This window comes from Quyinboa mangrovi (assembly GCF_042219825.1).
Taxonomy (GTDB): Bacteria; Bacteroidota; Bacteroidia; order Bacteroidales; family UBA5342; genus JBHJHP01.
Genome location: NZ_JBHJHQ010000001.1, coordinates 20,794 through 38,622, shown reverse-complemented (window position 1 = coordinate 38,622; position 17,829 = coordinate 20,794). Strand labels below are relative to the sequence as shown.

14 protein-coding genes are annotated in these 17,829 nt (G+C 41.4%); 5 read left to right on the top strand and 9 right to left on the bottom strand.

The annotated features are described in order from the left end of the window. Nucleotides 1–415 precede the first annotated feature (415 nt). The 3 genes from ACE1ET_RS00155 to ACE1ET_RS00145 form a co-directional block, all read right to left on the bottom strand. The gene (locus ACE1ET_RS00155) at nt 416–1,819 is read right to left on the bottom strand and encodes a DUF6055 domain-containing protein (RefSeq protein WP_375726323.1); all 1,404 of its coding nucleotides are present in this window, start codon (nt 1,817–1,819) and stop codon (nt 416–418) included. Between the two features lie 155 nt (nt 1,820–1,974). Further along, entirely contained in the window at nt 1,975–2,712 is a 738-nt protein-coding gene (locus tag ACE1ET_RS00150; RefSeq protein ID WP_375726322.1) for a hemerythrin domain-containing protein, read from the bottom strand. Nucleotides 2,713–2,716: 4 nt separating this feature from the next. After that, entirely contained in the window at nt 2,717–3,196 is a 480-nt protein-coding gene (locus tag ACE1ET_RS00145; protein WP_375726321.1) for a DoxX family protein, read from the bottom strand. A gap of 243 nt (nt 3,197–3,439) precedes the next feature. Here ACE1ET_RS00145 and ACE1ET_RS00140 point away from each other — a divergent pair, with 243 nt between their 5' ends. From ACE1ET_RS00140 to ACE1ET_RS00130, 3 genes are read left to right on the top strand one after another with little or no spacing between them, the layout of a single operon-like run. Then, nucleotides 3,440–5,833 (top strand): TonB-dependent receptor, encoded by a 2,394-nt coding sequence (locus tag ACE1ET_RS00140; protein WP_375726320.1) that lies wholly within the window; start codon nt 3,440–3,442, stop codon nt 5,831–5,833. A gap of 5 nt (nt 5,834–5,838) precedes the next feature. Then, nucleotides 5,839–6,867: a sensor histidine kinase gene (locus ACE1ET_RS00135; protein ID WP_375726319.1), complete on the top strand. Its 1,029-nt coding sequence runs from the start codon at nt 5,839–5,841 to the stop codon at nt 6,865–6,867. Next, nucleotides 6,864–7,622, top strand: a complete 759-nt coding sequence (locus tag ACE1ET_RS00130; protein ID WP_375726318.1) for a LytR/AlgR family response regulator transcription factor — start codon at nt 6,864–6,866, stop codon at nt 7,620–7,622. The genes ACE1ET_RS00135 and ACE1ET_RS00130 overlap by 4 nt, the downstream gene beginning before the upstream one ends. Nucleotides 7,623–7,761: 139 nt before the next feature. Here the strand turns inward: ACE1ET_RS00130 and ACE1ET_RS00125 are convergent, their stop codons facing one another. From ACE1ET_RS00125 to asnA, 3 genes are all read right to left on the bottom strand, one after another. Then, on the bottom strand, nt 7,762–9,132 hold the full coding sequence (locus tag ACE1ET_RS00125) for an MFS transporter (protein ID WP_375726317.1): 1,371 nt from the start codon (nt 9,130–9,132) through the stop codon (nt 7,762–7,764). Nucleotides 9,133–9,215: 83 nt separating this feature from the next. Continuing rightward, nucleotides 9,216–9,764, bottom strand: coding sequence for a DUF1697 domain-containing protein (locus tag ACE1ET_RS00120; protein ID WP_375726316.1), 549 nt, complete (start codon nt 9,762–9,764; stop codon nt 9,216–9,218). 153 nt (nt 9,765–9,917) lie between these two features. Further along, nucleotides 9,918–10,955 (bottom strand): aspartate--ammonia ligase, encoded by a 1,038-nt coding sequence (gene asnA / locus ACE1ET_RS00115; RefSeq protein WP_375726315.1) that lies wholly within the window; start codon nt 10,953–10,955, stop codon nt 9,918–9,920. Between the two features lie 113 nt (nt 10,956–11,068). On the opposite strand from asnA, the gene ACE1ET_RS00110 reads away from it, so the two are divergent. After that, the gene (locus tag ACE1ET_RS00110; protein ID WP_375726314.1) at nt 11,069–12,241 is read left to right on the top strand and encodes an MFS transporter; all 1,173 of its coding nucleotides are present in this window, start codon (nt 11,069–11,071) and stop codon (nt 12,239–12,241) included. A 5-nt stretch (nt 12,242–12,246) separates the two neighbouring features. Here the strand turns inward: ACE1ET_RS00110 and ACE1ET_RS00105 are convergent, their stop codons facing one another. Both ACE1ET_RS00105 and ACE1ET_RS00100 read right to left on the bottom strand, forming a co-directional pair. Then, nucleotides 12,247–13,173, bottom strand: a complete 927-nt coding sequence (locus tag ACE1ET_RS00105) for an NAD(P)H-binding protein (protein WP_375726313.1) — start codon at nt 13,171–13,173, stop codon at nt 12,247–12,249. Nucleotides 13,174–13,296: 123 nt separating this feature from the next. Then, complete coding sequence (locus ACE1ET_RS00100; protein WP_375726312.1) at nt 13,297–15,156, bottom strand: Nramp family divalent metal transporter; 1,860 nt, start codon at nt 15,154–15,156, stop codon at nt 13,297–13,299. A 91-nt stretch (nt 15,157–15,247) separates the two neighbouring features. Here ACE1ET_RS00100 and ACE1ET_RS00095 point away from each other — a divergent pair, with 91 nt between their 5' ends. Beyond that, nucleotides 15,248–15,904, top strand: a complete 657-nt coding sequence (locus ACE1ET_RS00095; RefSeq protein ID WP_375726311.1) for a metal-dependent transcriptional regulator — start codon at nt 15,248–15,250, stop codon at nt 15,902–15,904. A gap of 91 nt (nt 15,905–15,995) precedes the next feature. Here the strand turns inward: ACE1ET_RS00095 and ACE1ET_RS00090 are convergent, their stop codons facing one another. After that, complete coding sequence (locus tag ACE1ET_RS00090) at nt 15,996–17,585, bottom strand: choice-of-anchor J domain-containing protein (protein WP_375726310.1); 1,590 nt, start codon at nt 17,583–17,585, stop codon at nt 15,996–15,998. Between the last annotated feature and the right edge of the window lie 244 nt (nt 17,586–17,829).

Genomic DNA, 17,829 nt, shown 5'->3' with positions numbered 1-17,829 from the left:
TTTAAAGATTGACAGATATCTTAAGAGCTTCTTTACGTTGACACATCTCATCTTGCACAACCAGATTACGCATTCTAACCGTCCCTCTCTCCACCGATTGGCACCGGCACAAAGAGGGGAAATCTAATATCCTTAAAAGTTATTTTTTCTGCGTAACCCAGCGTTTTAATCTGCGTCCCGCGATAGCGGGTCTGCGTGAACCTGCTTTATTTCCCGCAGATTTTCGCTGATGTTTCACGCTGATTTTCGCAGAAGTTTTCTTTTGAATCCGTATTAATAAAATTTATTGCACAACAGATAAAAAGAATTACAAAATCAGTTATTTGTTTTTTCTGTGTAACCCTGCGTTTTAATCTGCGTCCCGCAATAGCGGGTCTGCGTGAACCTATTTGTCTTATGTCTTGTGTCTTATGTCTTACAAAATCATTCCTTTGTCGGGATCAGTACCATTCAGTTTAATTTTATAAGGCCACTGTGCATCCGGCGTCTCATCCTTCTGGCGCCCCCAGCGCATGGGTAGCGGCCAGTGTTCTGTTGGTGCACCACTTACCACCAGCCAGAGATATTCTGTATGTTTGGGAACCTTAAACGTCAGCTTACCTGAAGCCGTTTGGCCCATATCCCCGTAAACCCGTTTCCCGTTTTCCAGGGAAGCCAGAAATCCGTAACGCCAGCCGGCCAGCTCCGGTTTTACGCTGCTGTATCCACTGGTTCCTGCCATACCTTCAAAAACCAGTTCAACCTTTGTTCCGGCTTCAGGCACATTCAACTTTATGCCGTTATAACCATAATTCTGCGGACAATTGGCTGAATCGATCCTGAACCAGCCATCTCCGTCGTCTACCAGCTTCGTAAAATGCTGATTGGCATATTGATGGGCCACCTTTTTCACACGCTGAAGATCCCAGGTAATAAAGCGTCGTGAAGCATCAAATATTTCATCGTTAAACTGTTCCTGTGTCAGCTCATTCAAGCGTTTATAGGTCATCACCGGATCTTCTCCCTTTTCTGTATTCCGGCACAGCTCGCCGAAAAATTCCTTCCCGTGTTTTTCCGACCAGTACTCCAGCACATACGGTGAGTGATACATATTCTGTGGGTGTAGAAAAGCATAATGCGTCCCTTTCATGAAATCCTTCAGATGGTAGTTTTCAAAGGTCATCCATTCCGGATAAACATGCCACAACATATACTGTGCCGACATCTCCATGATGGCTCCCCGCGGTCCTTTTCCTGATTCCGCCCGGCTAAGATACTGAAAACAATGTCCCATTTCATGAGCCAGTGCACCGTAAGGCGCCTTATTGATGCGGACTGCCGGTGTCCATAATATACCGATCTTATCCTCTTCGCCTCCACCAAATGCTGTTCCGCCATCGCCACCGATAACATATACAAGCAATTTAAAGGTGTCTGTTACAGAATGGCCTTTCTCAACCATTTTAAGCTCATTAACATAGTAATCGTAAAACCGCTCACATTCTTTTAAGGCAAACTGCGCATCAAACCTCCGGGTAGTATCCTGATTAGCCATAGGATCATCACCATATTCCTTATGCCAGAATATCGCAACATTTTCTGACTGAACCATATGCTGAAAGCAGAAGTCACTTTCGGGGTTTTCATAATCATTGCTATCCGGTATGCCGTACACCTTTTCCGGGATATATAACACTTTTTCCAGTCCTGCCTGCTGACTATCAGAAGCAGATTTTGGCCGGTTCATACATGAAACAAAAGAGATAAGAAAAACAAGAACAGCAAGAACTGATTGGTATCTTTTTACAGAACTACACAAGAATGATCGGTTAATAAGCATGATTAAAAATTTCGGGTTTATACGTATGATACAAATATACGAATCCCCGAATGTAAGAATAGTACATATGTTGAAAATTACAGCACCTTTGGGAAACTTGTAATATTTTGAAAGTATAACTAAACCCAGATGCTCATTAGAAGGTCTGTCCTTGTTTATACATGCGGTGTAAACTGATCCAGATCGTAAATACCGATGGTTCTTTCTATTTCTGATACTTTATCCACCATCATATCAAAGCCATCACCACCAAATTTCTGATGTTCTATTTTTTCAAATTCCTCACCCAGCGCACCGTACTCATGTGCTGAAATCACAGATTTGAAAGCCGGAAACAATACGGTATCTTCCCGGGCTTCATGCGGCCGGTACATGCGATTGAACATCGTCATTAATGCAATGACTTCCTGCTTGTCATCCTTTTTCAGATCCTGACCAGGCTGAGTCAGTTTCAGAATTTTTTCGGTCACATCTCTGCCTCCCCTGTGCTGCTTCAATAAAACCTCAACAAGTTCCGTCTCTTTGTTTGCCTTTCTCAAACGGGGAAAAAGATAATCCTCCTCCAGCTTTTCATGATAGTCTTCCACAAAATTCCGGATAATGTCAGCCGTTTGATTCACAAAAACCGGATTAAAATATTCATCCTTACCCATCCGGATGACTGCAGTATCGTAAATAATCATCATGCGTTGCAACAAACCGTGTTCCCGCATCAGGTCCTCATTGGCAGATACTTCTTTTTCCTCCTCCTCATCATCCACATCCTTCATTTGCGCACTGGCATTTGTACCGGCCATTCTAATTACGGCTGATCCCAGAACAAGTAATGAACCTCTTTTAATAAAATTTCTGCGGGGATTATCCTGCTGAATATTAAGCTGTTTCGTCTTCATATCATTAATTTTTATTTCGTTCCATTTTCTTTATCCACACATAATCAAATGACCAGCGCCCACCTCCTTTAATAAGCAGGAATAAGGAACCAAGCCACATGCTAAAATCTGTACGTATCTCGTGTGCCATGCTCCAGAACCCGTAGGTTTTCAAATCGCGCAAAATAAAGGGACCAAAACACTCTCCAAATCCAATCGGAATTTTAGTCACAATAATAGCCACTGATATATTGATAAGCATGATCAGGGCTGCCAGCCGTGACAAGAGCCCGATAAGCATCAGAAATCCGCATACTATTTCGAATACACCTACAAATGAGGCGAAGAATTCAGGGGAAGGAAATCCCATTTTGGCAAAACGTCCGGCGCCACGCAAGGCAGGAAATAAAAACTTCTGTATACCTTCTGATAAAAATACAGAACCAACCATCAGACGGATCAGAATAACAAAACGTGAGGAAGTATTCAAAATTCTGTAAAGCATAAGACCATGATTTACATATGGTTCACAGCGTTCAACAATTATAAAACCGGTAATGTTAGCAAAAACCGGCTCATTTAAACTTTTTTAAACTAACATATACCTTTTATGACCTTTCAATGAATCGGTAACCAAAGACCGGAATAAAAAATATATTCATCCCCAGAATTTCCACGTTCGTCGATTTATTATTTCCGAAAGAAATCTTCCACCCTATTTTTGGATCATAACTTAATATTGACAGAAATGATACGCAGAATTTTTTCGTTATTGATGATCCTCACATTTACACTCTCCATACATGCCAGCGAACTGACCCAGAATATCAGGGGCAAGGTTATCGACGAAGTCACAGGGTATCCCATTCCGGGAGCCAATGTAATTCTTATCGGAACAGAACCTGTTGTCGGAACCACAACTGATGCCAATGGCTACTTTAACATTCCGGATGTTCCCGTTGGACGTCAGTCCATCCGTATTTCGTTCATCGGATATGAATCCCGCACCGTCAACAACCTTCTGCTTAGCAGTGCCAAGGAGACTTTTCTGGAAATCAAGCTGACAGAAAAAGTAACAAGCATCAACGAGGTGACCGTTAAATCCTTTACTAAAAAAGAAGAAGCACTGAATGAAATGGCGATGATCAGTTCCCGGTCATTCTCGGTAGAGGAAACCGAACGTTTTGCCGGCAGTCTGGGTGATCCGGCCCGAATGGTTGCCAACTATGCCGGTGTAATGACACAAAACGACTCACGTAACGACATCATCATTCGTGGAAATTCACCAACAGGTGTACAGTGGCGCCTGGAAAATATGGAAATACCAAACCCAAACCATTTTGGTGCTTTGGGTACAACGGGCGGTCCGGTAAGCATGCTCAACAATAACCTTCTGACCAACTCCGATTTCCTCACCGGTGCCTTTCCGGCTGAATTCGGTAATGTGCTTTCAGGCGTATTTGACCTGAATATGCGGTCGGGTAATAATCTTGAACACGAATACACCGGGCAGATTGGGTTTAACGGATTTGAACTGGGAGCTGAAGGACCGTTTAAACGAAAAGAAAATGGCCAGAATGCCACCTATCTTGCCAATTTCCGCTACTCCACCCTTGAAGTACTCGATCTTATCGGTTTCGGCGTCGGAACCGGATCAGCCATTCCGCAATATAAGGACCTGACGTTTATTGTGGACCTGCCGGGAACCAAACTGGGACGGTTTAAGCTTATCGGACTTTGGGGCGACAGCTTCATTGACCTGGGCCGTGAAGAGACTGACACAACTGCCAATAACTATAATCCGCGCGGAACTGCTACTGATTTCGGTTCAAAACTCGGATTTATCGGTTTAAACCATACGTATTTTATCAATGAGAACAGCCGGTTTCTGTCCACGGTTTCATACCAGTATCTTGAATCCACTACCAAATTCGATTCCATACAGCATGCTACCAATACAACGATACCGCAATACAGGGGCACGTTGTATGAGGCTAAAGCATCAGCAACAACTGAGTTCAAACAAAAGATCAATACCAAAAATAACTACAGCATTGGTGTGATATACGATCACTACTTTGTGAATTTTAACGATAGTGCCATGTCGTATAATCAGGGGCATTTTATCACCACACAGGATACAAGGGATGATTTGAATATGTTGCGCGCCTATGCGCAGTGGCAACACAATTTCAACAACAGGCTCACAGGTTATGCGGGGCTTTATAGTCAGTATTTTGACCTGAACGGAGAATCATCGGTTGAACCAAGAGCCAGTCTGCGATACAGGGCAAATCACGGACAGACATTTACGCTGGGATATGGCCGGCACAGTCAGATTCAACCTAAAAGCATCTATTTTGCACAGACGTACCACTCATCAACAAACACGTATACGCAGACTAACCACGATGTAAAATTTTCAAAAGCGGATCATGTTGTTTTGGGATATAACAATATGCTAAGCAATAATTTCCGAATCAAAGCCGAAATGTATTATCAGCATCTGTTCCATATTCCGATTAAGGATAATCCGCAGAATCCATACGAAGCGCAGTTTTCACTGGTCAATGCAGGTGATTTTTTTGCACTCCCCACGGAAGACAATCTTGTAAACAATGGACTTGGTCGCAATTACGGGATAGAACTTACCCTGGAAAAATTCTTGAGTAAGGGATATTATGTGCTCTTTACCACATCCATTTTTGATTCAAAATACAAAGCTGCCGACAATGTATGGCGAAATACGGCATTCAACGGCAATTATGTGTTCAACCTGCTGGGAGGCTATGAACGAAAGCTGAGTGAAAAAGTAATGGTCACCGTTGATTTGAAAACGGTTCTGGCGGGAGGACGCCGGTATATTCCCATAGGTCTTACTCAATCCATCGCAGAACATGAAACGGTTTACAACTGGAATAATGCGTGGGAAAACAAGTTCGACGACTACTTCAGAACCGATGTACGATTTGGGATCAAACTGAACGGTAAAAAAACAAGCCAGGAATGGGCCATCGATTTGCAGAATGTTTCAGGATATCAGAGTATCTTTATGCAGGGTTTTGATGCGGATAAGAATGAGATATACGAAGTGTATCAGCAGGGCTTCTATCCGATGTTTCTGTACAGAATACAATTTTAAGCGATATGGATAAATTCATGTACAACAGAAGAAGGTATATTAGGACTACCGCTATCCTGATTCCCGGAGTCAGCCTAATCCTGGCATTGGTTTACTTTCTGTTTATAGATAACGGGAATAATGCTAACCTGGGATCAAACATCATTCACAGCATCATTATGACGTCGGGAATATGGCTGGGTTGTACGGTCATTATCAGTTATCTGTGGGCAAAAATTCCATGGGAACATCATCCTTTTAAACGATTAATCATTGAAATAATACTTATTACGTCCTATACTGTTCTTTTTGGCATTTTCGTCTTGTGGATTGGTAAACAAAGAGGTCTCATATCACCTGAATACAAAAATCTAGGCAGCGATATAGCCATTACACTACTCATTACCTTTTTTATCACAGCCATCCATGAATCCGTGTTTTTTTATCAGCAATGGAAATATAATTTTTCGCGTTCCGTAAGACTTGAAAAGGATAGCATAGAGGCCAGATATGAAACTCTTAAAACACAAATTAATCCGCATTTTCTGTTCAACAGTCTGAACAGTCTGGCGAACATGGTATCAGAAAATGAACAGGCCACAGATTATATCAGCAATCTCTCCGATTTTCTAAGATATATCCTCAGCAGCCGCGATAAGGAACTTGTTCTGGTTCGGGAAGAAATTGAAATTCTCAGGAAATATGCTGATTTGCAGCAATCCCGGTTCGGTGAAAACCTGCATACCGATTTGCAGATAGATGCTGCGTTTTACCACTACTCCATTCCTCCGCTGGTGCTGCAAATGCTGTATGAAAACTGTATTAAACACAATATTATCTCTTCTGAAAATCCACTTGAAATTCGCATTTTCACGAATGATAACTATATTGTGGTGACCAACAATCTGCAGTACAGAAGCACTGTCACCTCAACGGGTCAGGGACTTCGCAATATAACTGAACGCTACAGGTATTTTACAACCAAAGAGGTTATTATAGAGCAAACGAAAAAACAATTCAGCGTTAAGGTTCCGCTTTTAATTGTCAAATCATGAACAGGATATTAATAGTTGAAGACGAAAAACCGGCAGCAAACCGAATATCAACCCTCCTACGGGAAATTGACCCGGATGCTGAGATTGCAGGATTCACAGATTCGGTTTCAGGCACTGTTCATTGGCTGAACCAACATCAACATCCTGACCTTATCTTACTCGATATTCAATTGGGCGACGGGCTGAGTTTCGATATTTTCAGAACTATTGAGACCGATAGTTTTATCATTTTCACTACAGCATACGATGAATACGCCCTTAAAGCATTTCAGCTGAACAGTGTCGACTATCTGCTGAAACCCATAAAAAAAACAGATCTGGCAGCCGCCTATGAAAAATTTATGCGCTTCAAAGGCACACCACAGACATTTAAAGTAGAGGAAATTGTGAGTTTTATTGAAAAACAGAAAAGCAGCTTTAAGTCACGCTTTATCATTAATATCGGCAATAAACTTGTTACGGTTGAAACCAAACAAATAGCCTGCTTTCACACCCTTGAAAAAAACACCTTTCTGACAACTTTTGAAGGCAAGAATTACCCGGTGGACTTTTCACTGGACAACATAGAAAAAATGGTAAATCCCGATCATTACTTCAGGATCAACCGGCAAACACTGCTCCATTTTGATGCCATAAAAACCATTCACGTCATGTCGAAAAGTCGTATCAAACTTGATCTGAACATAGAACTGGATAGCGATACCTATGTCAGCTTCGCCAAATCACCGGAATTCAGAAAATGGCTGGACAGATGAGTTAGGTTAAAAGTTACGGGTTACAGGTTAAGAGTTTTATAAGTTATTAAATGAACAGTGAAGAATGAAAAATGAAGAGTGAACAGTGAAGAATGAAAAATTATTATTCATTATTCATTATTAATCGTTCATTTTCAATCTATTCTTCGGCTTTGGTAGCCAATTCTTTTTTGTGGTTCTTCAATCTTAAGGCAAAGACCAATGCAACAATAATCAGTAATGCCAGGTAATAAAATGAACGGTTAAAACCGATTTCACCAACGGAAGCGATCATTGCACCAATGATGGCGGCTCCGGTCAGTTGCCCAAGGCTGGTAAAGATGGACAACATACCCTGTGTAATGGCCCGGTCTGTTTTACCAACTTCGTTCAACATAATATAACGCAGTGAACTCCCCGCCAGAATGGAAAGCCCTAAACCAATAAGAGCGCCAGCTGTATAAAATATGGTTCGTTCAGGTTTGAATGCGTACAAAATGTAAAATCCTCCGGCGGACAGTGCCAGTCCCAACAGAATGACCCATTTGGATCCGATCTTATCTATCAAACGTCCAAACAAAGGAGAACCTACAGCAGATGCGAGAACAATGGGAACCAGCATAAAACTAGCCTGAGATGAATTAACACCGAAGACCTTTACGGTAAAATCCGGAATAAACACAAATACCGATTGCATCGCACCACTTACGATAGCGATCAGACCTACAATCCGGATCTGCCGGTTTTTAAACAGGTGTGTTTTAACCACGGCATTAGGCTTATTATGCTCTGTTAAAAACAACAATACCAGGAATACCACGGAACCAATCAAAAAAGGAAACACCTTCCATTGTTTCAGGCTGGCCAACAAACCTTCACTTTCCAGATTATTCACCGCGTAAGCAAAACTGCCCAGCATCAGCGCCATCAGTATAATGCCCGGATAATCAATTTTACTGTCTTTGGAAGTTCTTATATTAGGTAACAGTTTTATACTGTAAAACACCAAAACAGCCGCTATCGGGATATTAATCAGGAACAAGGCGTGCCACGAGAAAAACTTTAACAACGTTCCTGCCAGGATAGGACCTATGATAAATGCGAATCCGAATACAGCCCCTAACAATCCTAAAATCCTGCCCCTTTTCTCAACCGGGAAAAGGTCGCCAACCACAGCGGAGGCTACAGGAAAGATTCCGCTTGCTCCGAAGCCCTGCACCGCACGTCCTACGATTAAAACTGTAAAATTATCAGAAAGCGATACAATCAGCGATCCCAACGCAAATATCAGCAACGATAACACATAAATATTCCGTCTTCCATAGTTATCTGATAACTTTGCAAAAAATGAGATACCAGTGAGATTAAACAATACGTAAATGGAAAATACCCAGCCTAAAAGCCTCGATTGAATCGCTATGGTGGATTGAATGGCCGGTAATGCCGGTCCTACAATAGAAATGTCCAGTGCGCCCATTAAAACACCGGTGAAGAGTAAGGCGATAATTTTGTTATTTCCTTTTTCAGCCATGTAAGTAAAGTCTACCCCAAACAAACAGTTAATACATCATATGGTTTAGTTGTTCAACTTCTTTTATGTATTACCCATTTGGGTTACGTATCAGAACCGGCCAGTAACAACAGTTTATTTACTGTTTTCCAGTTGCGCGCTGTTGCTGCTACTTTTAACTTACTTTCAATGAAAGTAGTTGTGAGTTTTGCCTTTCCAAAACCGTTGGGCAGATGGGCGGATAACAAACGTTCCTTAAGAACATAATATTCATCCTTTAAAGGAACTTCTGACAGTTTTTGTATGGCATCCTGTTGGGGCTTTGACTTTAAAAACATAAAATAAATGCGATTTTCATCTATTTCTGCACCTGGCTTATACGGCGATTCCTCAACTGCATTTTTGAGATCTTCAGGCAACAGTACCATGGTTTCAACATCCAGGCTAAAGTTCTTTTGAATCAGATTATGTATATCATCTTCCAGCGTATTTACCGGTTTATCACTGCTTTTGAAAATCACATTCCCGCTTTGAATATATGTGGTTACATCCTTAAACCCGCTTTTTTCGAATGCAACTTTTAAATCAGCCATTTTTATTTTATTATGGCCGGTTACATTTACGCCTCTCAGCAATGCAATATAGGTTTTCATATAGCAATGTTTCTAATAGGAACAGTATATGAATTGATAGGGTTCATCTAAAACAGGCAGAAAAAATTGGCTAGGATTTACATCATCAAATTAAAGAAGCATAAAAAAGGCAGTAGAAATTCCACTGCCCTCAAAACTCTATGCTTTAGTCCCTTAAATTAACGGGATATTGGCTTCTGCGCATTCCCTGATCATATCATCCGGCCAGATGCTGGATTGAATCTCTCCTACATGCGCTTTTCGCAGGTAAAACATACAAAGGCGACTCTGCCCTATACCGCCTCCAACCGAAAGTGGCAGTTTATCATTTAAGAGTTGCTGATGGAAAAACAACGATTTACGATCATTCTGATCTTCAATTTCCAGTTGCCGTAAAAGCGCGGTTTTATCCACACGGATTCCCATGGAAGACAGCTCAAATGCACGTCCCAGCACTGTATTCCACACCAGAATATCACCGTTCAGACCTTTAAAACCGGCGCCGGTTTCAGTACTCCAGTCATCATAATCCGGTGCACGGCCATCGTGTTTTTCACCGTCTTCAAGTTTTGATCCGATGCCGATAACAAATACTGCACCATGCTCCCGCACGATCTTATCTTCACGCTGTTTTGGTGTCAGATCAGGATATTTCTGTTGGAGTTCCTCCGTATGCACAAAATGTATTTCTTCGGGCAAAACCGGTTTTATATGGGCATACTCCTGGTAAACGAAAGTCTCTGTGCGCTTAATAACGGCATATATTTTTCGTACAATATATTTCAGAAAATCCAATGTTCTCTCTTCAGACGACATCACTCTTTCCCAGTCCCACTGATCTACATACAAAGAGTGCAGGTTTCCCAGTTCTTCATCAGGCCGAACAGCGTTCATATCGGTATAAATACCATATCCCTGTTCAATATCCAGTTCTCCAAGCATCAGCCGTTTCCACTTAGCAAGGGAGTGCACTACTTCGGCCACAGTTTCATCCATGTCTTTGATGGGAAAAGCGACAGGCCGTTCAATACCATTCAGGTCATCATTGATTCCGGTTCCCCGCTTAACAAATAAAGGCGCGGTTACTCTCCGGAGGCCCAGCTCAGCAGCCAGGTTCAACTGAAAAAAATCCTTTATACGCTGAATGGCAGTTTCAGTATCTTTCAGATTTAAAAGGGGTTTGTACCCTTCGGGTTTAATCAAATAACTCATAATCTTTTATTTTAATTTGGGATCAACAAAAATAAAACTTTAAACCGCCAGCAGCAAAACATATATTACAGTTAACATATGCTTTCGGGCATCTTTCTTATTTTTGCAGCCGGATGCGAAACATACAGAACAATATCATCAACCTGTACCTCATAAAGGTGTCAAAATGGTTTATGCTGACGCAGCCTATTCTTATGCTGTACTTTAAAGATACCGGACTGAGCACCGAACAGGCATTCAAACTCAAAGCCATTTATTCTGTGGCTATTGTTCTGTTAGAACTTCCCAGCGGCTATTTTGCCGATGTGCTTGGAAAGCGCCTGACACTCATTATCGGAGCCATTTGCGGTACACTAGGTTTTCTGTTTTACAGCTTAGGAAACGGGTTTTGGTTTTTCCTGGCAGCAGAACTTACCCTCGGAATTGGTCAAAGCTTTATCTCAGGTGCCGACAGTGCCCTGATGTACGATACGTTGCTGGCCACAGGACGGGAAAAGAAATTTACATTATTTGACGGACGGACGACGGCTATCGGGAATTTTGCGGAGGCGGGATCAGCTATTCTGGGTGGTATTATTGCCGATATCAGCATTCGCTATCCGTTCTTTATCCAAACCGGTATTGCGTTTATTGCCGTACCTGCTGCTTTCCTTCTGGTTGAACCAAAATTTGAGCATCAATCCGATATCAAACGAGGCTTTATGGATATAATACGCATTCTGAAGTCATCAATTTCCCATCCCAGGTTGCGAAACAGTATTCTGTTCTCCTCGTTCACCGGACTGGGAACGCTGACAATGGCATGGATTGTACAGCTTTACCTGGACGAAGGTTTACATTTTTCATACGGATTAATCGGTACATCCACGGCTGTACTCAACCTGATTGTTGCGCTGTTTGCCGCACTGGCCTATTACCTTTCCCGAAAGGTAGATAATAAATCATTGCAGCTTTGGATTCTTTTCTTCATACCGGTAGGCTTTCTTCTTACCGGCATACTGAATAACTATGTTGCCATTGCGGTTCTGGTTCTGTTTTACATGGTAAGAGGAGTTGCTACACCGGTATTAAAAAATTATATCAATGTGCATGCGTCGTCAGGTGACAGGGCCACCATATTTTCCATTCGCAGCCTGGTTATCAGAATATTATTTGTCCTCATTGGTCCATTATGCGGATGGCTTATAGACGGTTATGGATACCCGACCATGTTTATCACCATCGGCACAATGCTCCTGGCATTAAATCTTGTATTTGTTTTTCCCGGCTTAATCAGGCAAAGGTAATTTTATCAGTAGTCCGTATTTACAACCGCCTCTATGCCAAAGCTATAGGGTGTTGGCATTACTTTAAACCGCTTCTCAAATTTGTCGCTGTTAAACACATAATTGCGATCATACTGATACATCATTTCCGGCATTTCTTTCATGACTGGCATGAACCAGCCCATCATTTTAAGGATAACGCGACTTGCCACCTGATATTTTGATTTTGCTCCGAATTCACCGGCTATCATCTCAATCCATTCTTTTCCTGTTGGCGGATTCCCTGCTGTAGGCAAATGCCACACCTGGTTAAATGCATCCGGTGTATTGCCTAACAAGGCTGTTGCCCTTCCGGCATCGGGTGTATATGTAAATGAATGTTTGTAATTCACCGAAGCCATCCAGTTGGCCCGTTTCCCCTTGCTAAGTGGCTTTATCACCATCTCGTTCAACATACTGGTATTATCGATTCCCGGTCCGTAAAAATCAGCTGAGCGGGCAATTAAAGCGGTCAGTTTTCCGGTGGCCACATTTTCCATGATCATCCTCACAAGTTTCTCCCTCACCTTTCCTTTTTCACTGACGGGATTCATGGGTGTCTCCTCTGTCATCCCATCCAGAAATTTCGGATCATACATGTAAATATTATCAAAAAATACCAGCTTAGCTTTCTCTTCAATGCAGGCTTCAATTACGTTTTTCATAAATGGTGGCCAGGTTTCCTGCCACACTTTTGCATTATAAGGGAACCCAACCGTAACATATACAATTTCTGATCCTTTCACTGCTTTTTTAAGCTGATCCGGATCCAGAAGATCTGCAGTCATCAGGGTATCCGTCGGATTTACCTTTTCCGGATGCCGGTTGACCAACCTGATATCTTTGGTGTACTTTAAAAGTGCTTTTGCCAGCTCAACACCAATGGCGCCGCCAGCTCCTAAAATTGTTTGCATTCAAATCGTTTTAAGTTCAATTTCTGTCTGTTTCAGCGGGATTGAATCTTTTATTACAAGTGATCTAAAGTTATGAAATTCATTGATTTGAATGATAAATTTTAATGATTTTAAACGGATATATCAGTTTATTATAAATAGAGGGATTTTAATCCTGTGACGCACGGCATCCACCGTGGTTCCGAATACCAGGTCTTTGATCCCTTTATGACCATGAGCACCCATAATCAGCAGGTCAATATCCTTGTCTTCAATGATCCTGGAAATCTCAACTGCCGCATTACCAAAACCGATCTGCAACTTTGCTTTATAGCCGTTTTCCTTTAAACTGTTCTGATACCGCACCAGGCTCTCATTATCCAGCTGTGTTTCGTAATCCATGGTGTTCTTACCAAGATAACGCGCTGCCGCACTTTCCACAACATGAATAAAGGTATAAGTGGCATCTTTCCCTCCCTGATATACAGCATTTTTTATCAGTTTCATATCACTTCCGGAAAAATCAAGGGCAATACCAATATGCCTGTAATTGATATCCTCAGCTTCAGCAAATTCCAGTGCCCGTCCATGAGGTAGCTGGCGCCTGCGTTTAGGAACTGATTTAAAAAACGGATGAATAAAAATATAGAACAGTAAAACCAGGCTTGCCACTGCCAAAGGAATTACTATCACGTAGATCCAAACCGGATTTTGAGACTCTTTGATCCAGCCTGCTATTTCATCCTTAACAAGTTTAATGTTCAGATAAACAATCACAGAAGCACTGAGCCATGCCAGTACCTTCACCCACCATTTCAGTGCAAACCCTTTCATCTGTTTCTTATCCGAGGTAAAATGAATCAGCGGAATCACAGCAAATCCAAGCTGAAGGCTCAATACTACCTGGCTCAATACCAAAAGACTTCCGAGAGCTTCATCTCCAAAATAAATTATTGTAAACAAGGCCGGGATGATGGCCAGCAGACGAGTGATCAAACGCCGTAACCATGGTCTGATCCTCAGGTTAAGGTGCCCCTCCATCACAATTTGTCCGGCGAGAGTACCCGTAATGGTAGAGCTCTGCCCGGCTGCAATCAGTGCAATAGCAAAGAATGTTGGCGCCGCCTTACCAAACAGATTATCCAGCAGCTTTGATGCATCCTGAATTTCCGCTACCTTGAAGAATCCGTTGTAATGAAAAGCTGCTGCTGCCAAAACCAGGATCGCCGCATTCACAAAAAATGCCAGGTTTAATGCAATGGTTGTATCAAACAGGTTCATTTTAATGGCACTTTTCATGCCCGTTTTATTTCTGTCAAATTTACGGGTTTGAACCAGAGATGAATGCAGGTACAGATTATGTGGCATTACAGTGGCACCAATAATTCCGATGGCAATATAGAGAGCGCTGCCATTAAGGTTTGAAGGAACAAATCCCTTTACAACATCACCGTAAACAGGCGAAACAATAAACATTTCAACCAAAAAAGATAACCCGATGATGAATACAAGTGATACGATAAACGCCTCCATCGATCGTATGCCTTTGTTCAGTAAAAACAATAAAATCAATGTGTCAAAAGCCGTGATACTGATCCCCCAGATCAACGGAAGACCAAACAAGAGGTTCAACCCGATCGCCATCCCCACAATTTCAGCCAGATCGCAGGCTGCAATGGCTATTTCGGCCAGAATATACAATGGTATATTGGCCCATTTGGGATAAGCGTTCTTAGAGGCCTGGGCAAGGTCCATTCCGCGAACAATGCCCAGTCGTGCACTCAATGACTGCAACAAAACTGCAATCAGGTTCGACATTAGTAGGACCCATATCAACTTGTAACCAAAGGCGGAACCACCTGCAATATCGGTGGCCCAGTTACCGGGATCCATATAACCCACACTTACCAGATAAGCGGGTCCAATAAATGCAAGAATCTTCCGCCAACCTTTTTTATCGGTTCTTACGGTTGAATGCACCTCACTTAATGACTCAGATTTCATATATGAATGTTTTTATTTTCTTACTTTATTATTAGACTATTCTAACAATTTTATTTTAATATTGTTTATAGTTTTATCAAACATATTAATAATGGCATCTCATACGGAAGAAAACTATCTGAAAACTCTTTTAGCCTTATCAGGTGAAAAGGAAAGTGTTTCATTATCAGATCTGAGTCACGACTTAAACGTGAAACTGCCCACGGCCAACAGCATGGTAAAAAATCTAAAAAATCAGGGATTGGTTAATTATGAAAAGTATAAACCATTATCGCTGACACCAAAAGGCAGAAGAAGTGCAGCTCTTATCCTGCGTAAACACCGTCTTACAGAAATGTTTCTCACAACGGTTATGGGATTTGGATGGGAAGAAGTGCATGCCATAGCCGAACAGGTGGAACACATAGATTCTCCGGTATTTTTTGATAAAATGGATGAAATGCTGGGGGCACCCAAAACCGATCCTCATGGATCTCCTATTCCTGATAAAAACGGGAATATGATCCATCCTGCATTTGTACCTCTCTCCGAATGCAAAGCCGGACAAATCGTTATCATTTCTGCCATGTTAAACGATTCATCAGAATTTCTGATGTTGTTAAATTCAAAACAACTTTCACTGGGAACGGAAATATCAATTGATTCGATAGAAGCATTTGACAGAAGTATAACCATTAGTTATAATGAGCAGAACAACATCACACTTTCTGAAAAGGTAAGTCAGCAGATTTTAGTTACGGTTAAGTAAGCGAACAGCTTTAAGTCGCACTCTCATAACCTAAAACAAAAAAGACCCCGGAATACCGGAGTCTTTTTATATTGTAAAAAGTTATTACACATTATTCCTTAATAAATTTCCGTACAGCCCTTGCACCATTTGCATCTTCCAATGTAACCATGTATACACCTTTGGTAAGATCTGTTACATTTACCTGACGACTTACATTACGGAATTCTTTAACTTTCATTCCTGATAAGCTGTAAACAGCAATATCATAAGAGGCATCGGAGAAGATCTTCAGATTATCCTTTGCATACGAAGCGACACCAACTGACGAGGTCAATCCCTGAATGGCATTATCCGGATTTTCTTTAATCACCACGCTGTCAACTTCCCAGCTCACGTAATTACCTGCCTGATATTTATATACAAATGCAAAATGTACATTGTTGCCATCTGCCATAGAAACATCCACATCTTCCGTTTTAGTCCATGTTTCTGATTCTGCAAGTGAAGGGAATGTTGCACCTGTAACTTCTGTCCAGCTTGCGGTTGACGGATCACCTAAGCCGGCATAATCAGTTGAATAATATAACTTCAGGAAATTATCTGCATCGCTTTCAACACCGTACTTACGCCATGTTTTGTACGAAATAACCTCATCTGAAGTACCGGTGAGATCGAATCCGGGTGTGATCAGATAATCTATTTCTTCATCACCTGAGTTATAACCGTTAGCTGCCGCATAACCATTTGTATAATACCATTTTTTAGTATCGCCGGAAACGCTGTACGTATAAAAACCGCCTAAGTCTGAATTAAACTCTTCAGTAAAAGGAAGAGAACCTGTAAATGGATAAACTTTGTACATCATTTCTGTTGATGCAGAAATCTCACCCTCTGTATCTTGTGCTCCAACAACAAAATAAATTGTCGAACCAGCTGTCTGGGCAGGAATAGTACCAGTAAATACATCACCCGATCCACCATTGGTCATAAATACCGGATTAATAGTCTGACCTGAAGCAGTCCCCCACAAAAGACCGGTTTTTGTCAGATCCAGTTCCCCATCATCCGTTATTGTTGCACTTACCGTAACCGCATCTGATGCTGTAATATCTTGTGCTGGAGATAAGGTAATATTCGAAATTGAAGGTGCACCATTTGCAATTTCAACAAAGGAAAAATCATCCCAATAAACAACAGCCGTTCCATAAACCCTAACTTCAAAATAAAACTCATTAGCTGTTGCCGGGGCAATAACGGTTGTTGAATATGTACTCCATACACCGCCATTATTATCAAAATAACCGCCATCGGGACCTTGTAATACATCTGCATCTGTAGCATTGTCATTTACACCATCCTTTGACCATTTAGACCAGATTCTGGCATCAGTTCCGTCACCAGTATTTATATCAACTTTATACCATACCGTTAGTGTATAACTTTTCCCAGGAGTAATTCCTGTGATTAACTGTCCCAGATCCGTTGTTGAACCCGTTGCAGAATGCTTTGCAGAAAAAGATCCACCGTGTACACTGTCTGTATCTGCCTCTTTTGTAATCCCTTCCACATGCGTCCAACCGGTAGGAGTATTGTCATCCACCCACGATTCAAAATCACCATTGACTAAAAGATTTTGTGCGTGTAAGCCCATTGTGACAAATAAGGCTACTACCAAAAATAATTTGTTAAAGTGCTTCATGTTTTATTTGTTTAGTTTAAAATATAAATTCCTGTCTGATTGTACATTCAACAGTTATGAAACGGAATTAGTTTAAGCAATAAACATGAATAATATCAGCAGCTGGAAACATGCTGTTGTCCGCAATCACCATGCATATCTTCATTCTAATTCTGATGTTCAAAACTACACAAAATACGGGGTTCAATAGTATTCATTTTGTGATTGTAACTGAACTTTAAATATCATGCAATTAATTTTAATA